General features: G+C 52.1%; 6 tRNA genes. All 6 read left to right on the top strand.

The annotated features are described in order from the left end of the window. Window positions 1-107: 107 nt before the first annotated feature. A tRNA-Leu gene (locus H9649_RS17755) sits at window positions 108-189 on the top strand. Window positions 190-198: 9 nt separating this feature from the next. Continuing rightward, a tRNA-Gly gene (locus H9649_RS17750) sits at window positions 199-273 on the top strand. An 8-nt stretch (window positions 274-281) separates the two neighbouring features. Further along, window positions 282-370: transfer RNA gene (locus tag H9649_RS17745), tRNA-Leu, on the top strand. 27 nt (window positions 371-397) lie between these two features. Beyond that, window positions 398-474, top strand: a tRNA-Arg gene (locus H9649_RS17740). A gap of 19 nt (window positions 475-493) precedes the next feature. Further along, window positions 494-570 (top strand) — tRNA-Pro (locus H9649_RS17735). A 10-nt stretch (window positions 571-580) separates the two neighbouring features. Further along, window positions 581-656, top strand: a tRNA-Ala gene (locus H9649_RS17730).

Raw genomic sequence — 656 nt, 5'->3', positions numbered from 1 at the left:
CCATTAGCTCAGTTGGTAGAGCATCTGACTTTTAATCAGAGGGTCGCAGGTTCGAATCCTGCATGGCTCACCATTTATTTTTTAAAAGGTTATTGATTTTATATAATGCGGGTGTGGTGGAACTGGCAGACACGCTAGACTTAGGATCTAGTGCCGCAAGGCGTGGGGGTTCGACTCCCTTCACCCGCACTTTAATATGCGGAAGTAGTTCAGTGGTAGAATACGACCTTGCCAAGGTCGGGGTCGCGGGTTCGAATCCCGTCTTCCGCTCCAAAGTTTTTGCCGGGGTGGCGGAACTGGCAGACGCACAGGACTTAAAATCCTGCGGTAGGTGACTACCGTACCGGTTCGATTCCGGTTCTCGGCACCAAAACATAAACCGTATAGTATTTATTACGCGCCCGTAGCTCAATTGGATAGAGCGTCTGACTACGGATCAGAAGGTTGTGGATTCGACTTCTGCCGGGCGCGCCATTATTTTTCTTACACATCTCGGGAAGTAGCTCAGCTTGGTAGAGCACTTGGTTTGGGACCAAGGGGTCGCAGGTTCGAATCCTGTCTTCCCGACCATTACTTTTTCGGGGCCTTAGCTCAGCTGGGAGAGCGCCTGCCTTGCACGCAGGAGGTCAGCGGTTCGATCCCGCTAGGCTCCACCA

The sequence above is a fragment of the Sporosarcina quadrami genome, from assembly GCF_014836615.1.
In the GTDB taxonomy this organism is placed as follows: domain Bacteria; phylum Bacillota; class Bacilli; order Bacillales_A; family Planococcaceae; genus Sporosarcina; species Sporosarcina quadrami.
The sequence above is the reverse complement of the archived record's forward strand: the minus strand, read 5'-3'. Positions and strand labels throughout refer to the sequence as shown.